Here is a 3,442-nt window from a genome sequence, read left to right as displayed (position 1 = left end):
GGTACGCTCTCTTTGCTGCATAAAAAATAACGAGATAGTAAAAACTATCTCGTTACGAAGGTCTAACTTTTTGGGGTCACTACAAAATACAGATTTCGGGGGTTCTTATTTGTGTTGTATAACAGTACCTTATTTAAAGCCTTTACCGCGTAAGGCACTGCGGTTTTCATACGACGTATGCAGTAAACGTTCTGATTTTTCGCTCAGAGGCTGGCCGTAAAATTTCTGGTATACGCGCTGAATATCAGGATTGGCTGACGAAATTTTGGCAGCACTGTCAACATCAGCCTGATAGAGTGAACGAATACGGGCCTGCCGAAGAGAATCGGCTACAGGCACACAGTCCCGTTCCGGCTGTCCTGCACCGCTGATACAGCCGCCAGGACAAGTCATCACTTCAATAAAGTGATGCGTCTTCATCAATTCCGGCAAATGCTCCTCTACATTCTTAGTACCATATACGACAGCCACACGAAGAGTCTGCCCCAGCAGCTGTACTTCTGCCGTCTTGACATCCTGCAGCCCCCGTACGGGCTTAAAGTCCAGCAGCAGATCATCTGGCTGATTGCCAGTAAGAGCCGTATAGGCCATGCGTAAGGCCGCTTCCATGACGCCGCCGCTGTTGCCGAAAATAATACCGGCGCCGCTTCCTTTGCCCATTAAGGAATCAAATGTTGCAGTCGCAGAGAGGGAATCAAAGGATATGCCTTCTTCATCCAGCCACTGGGCAACTTCCTTCGTCGTCAGGACGTAGTCATTATCCCGCAGGCCATCGATGCCCAGTTCTTTTCCTGCACTATTGAATTCAGGACGGGAAATTTCATATTTTTTAGCCGTACAAGGCGTAACGGCTACGCTGATAATACGACGCGGATCTACATTGCGCTCTTTGGCAAAATAGGTTTTAATCGTTGCCCCCTGCATGCCAATGGGGCTTTTCGCCGTAGAAATATGGGGAAGTATGTCTGGCAAAAAGGTTTCTGCATATTTTACCCATGCTGGGCAGCAGCTGGTAAACTGCGGCAGTACTCCCTTTTTACCAAGTAAGCGCTGTAAAAATTCCGTACATTCTTCCATAATGGTCAGATCGGCAGAAAAGGTAACATCCAATACATAATCACCGCCGAGCCTGCGCAGGGCATCGACCATCTGGCTTTCTACAAAGGCCCCGGGCTGACAGCCAAAGGCATCGCCCAGACCGACACGTACAGCTGGAGACGTAGAAAAAACGACGATTTTCTGCGGGTCCTGCACCGCTTCTTTGACCTGTTCAATCTGAGATTTAACCTGCAGAGCCCGTTCCGGGCATGAAGCTACGCATTGTCCGCAGCTGACGCAGGCAAAGGCTTCCCCGTCAAGCCAGTGCTGAGCCGGGCCAATAGATTCAGCACAGGCAGATACACAATGACCGCAATCGGAGCAGCGATCGGCAAATCGGGAAACAGCCGGACTTGCCGGGCCTACAGGAACGTGGGTTTTCATTGCTGTCATACTAACCCCAGCCCCTTTCGCTTTTCTAAAATGGCCTGTTCAATCGTATCAGCAGACGCTTCCCATTCAGTTTCAACAATCAGTTTGCCGCCAGTAATCCCCTGCAGTTTATCGGTTAATACATCCAGAATCACGGGACTGCCGGTTACAAAGGGAGCCAGTCCCAGATGGACATTGAAACCAAGGGCCAAGGCAAATGCCCCATCGGCCAGTGCCTGTTCTTCCAGCCACTGCGGCGCTGATACAACAACGGGCAGCTGCGGAATATCTACATTCAGGGCCTTGGCAATTTCTGTTGAAACCGTTTCAATACGGCCAATAGCCAGACATGGTCCAAAATTCAAAACAGGCGGAATACCCAGGGTCTGGCAGAGCGCTTTCAGACCCGGTCCGGCCCAGTTAGCTGCTTCCCGGCTCATGAGGCCCGTATTCTGCAGGCCGCCGCAGGTACAGCCGGCAGACAGGACCAATATATCTTTCTGAATCAGCTGTTTTGTCATTTCAACAGTCAGGACGTCATGCCCTTTGGCACGCAGATTGGAACAGCCGACAACAGCAGCTACCCCTTTGATTGTACCGTTGGCAATGGCATCAATCAAAGGCTGATAGGAACCGCCCAACAACTTCTTCAGACTCACTTCAGTCACACCGGTGACGGCTTCATCCCAGCCATGGTGAGACATGGAATTGGTACGGCCATTGGCACCGACGCGTTTGGCATAGGAAGCGATAGCATCAGCAATAATACGGCAGCTAATGGCATCTTTTTCTTCTGCAGAATAGGGAATATATTCGGCATTTTTCTTCTTAGCTACGTCGTCCAGACACAGGAGGGGGACCTTATACTGTTCGCACAACGGTTCCAGCCCAGGAATGGTACAGTTAAATTCAGATACGATCAAATCGACGCATCCCGTCATGACAACGGCTTCACTGGTGTAGTTATTGCCGGCATGGCCGCAGAATACGTTTTCATACTGATTCGTGCGAACCTGGAAGTCCTGACCAACACAGGTACAGCCGATCAGTTTAATCCCCTTGGCGCCAACGCTCTTGGCCAGTACGTCGATTTCCGGCTTCTGCAGATATTCCGTCAAATTGGCAAACATGGACTGCTGATGGCCAGTGACCATAATATTGATATATTCCGGATGAATATCACGGATACCTACGGGATGGAAGCCAATTTCCGGTTCTCCCATGATAATATCATTCAGCAGATTCGTAAGAACCAGGCCATACAGACCTGTAGAAATGCCCAGACGCAGGCACTGCATCAGCATATCTACGGGATCGGAATTCAAGTTCGTCGATGTTTTGACGACGGCATTAAATACTTCATCTTTAGCACCGCCAGGCAAAATCCCCAGTTTTTCCCAGACTGCAACACGTTTGTTGTATGCCAGGTACCGGGTCAGCGTCATTTTTTCATCATAAGGACGACGAAGGTCTTCAAGAATCGATTCGGCCAAATGAAGGGCTTTATCCCAGTCGTCACTGCCGGTAATATGCAGTTCATCACACAGATGATACAACATGTCTTTCCCTTTAATCGTTCCCCGTGCCTGGGCAAGTTCTTTCAGCCGTTTTGCCGTATTTTCTACGACATGAGTATAACAGCCGGACCCGGCAGCAACGGAACGCAGGAAATTACGGCCTGCAATAGTATCGGCATCAGCGCCGCAGACACCTTTGGGCCGCGCTTTGGAAAGACGGCAGGGACCGTTGGAACACAACTTGCAGCATAAGCCGCTCAGGCCATAGCCGCATTTCAGTTCCTGTTCAACCATACGGCGATGGGAATGATCTTCCTGTCTGGATGCTAAAAACGTTTCCAGTACCTTGTCGGCACTGGGACAGATTGCTTTTGACATACGCACACCTCACAGTTAATGACACACATAACAACAATAATGCATACTTAATATCCACCTTATTGTCTGTCATTATA

2 protein-coding genes are annotated in these 3,442 nt (G+C 49.7%); both read right to left on the bottom strand.

What is annotated here, in order from left to right; genetic code table 11:
• Positions 1-129 precede the first annotated feature (129 nt).
• Positions 130-1,491, bottom strand: coding sequence for a [FeFe] hydrogenase, group A (locus tag Q3886_RS09575; protein ID WP_301861224.1), 1,362 nt, complete (start codon positions 1,489-1,491; stop codon positions 130-132).
• Positions 1,488-3,365 carry an anaerobic carbon-monoxide dehydrogenase catalytic subunit gene (cooS, locus tag Q3886_RS09570; protein WP_301861223.1) on the bottom strand — a complete coding sequence of 626 codons (1,878 nt, stop codon included), beginning with the start codon at positions 3,363-3,365 and terminating at the stop codon, positions 1,488-1,490. The genes Q3886_RS09575 and cooS overlap by 4 nt, the downstream gene beginning before the upstream one ends.
• Positions 3,366-3,442: the final 77 nt, after the last annotated feature.

The organism is uncultured Megasphaera sp., from assembly GCF_958350005.1.
Taxonomy (GTDB): domain Bacteria; phylum Bacillota; class Negativicutes; order Veillonellales; family Megasphaeraceae; genus Megasphaera.
This window is presented reverse-complemented; position numbering and strand designations above follow the sequence as displayed.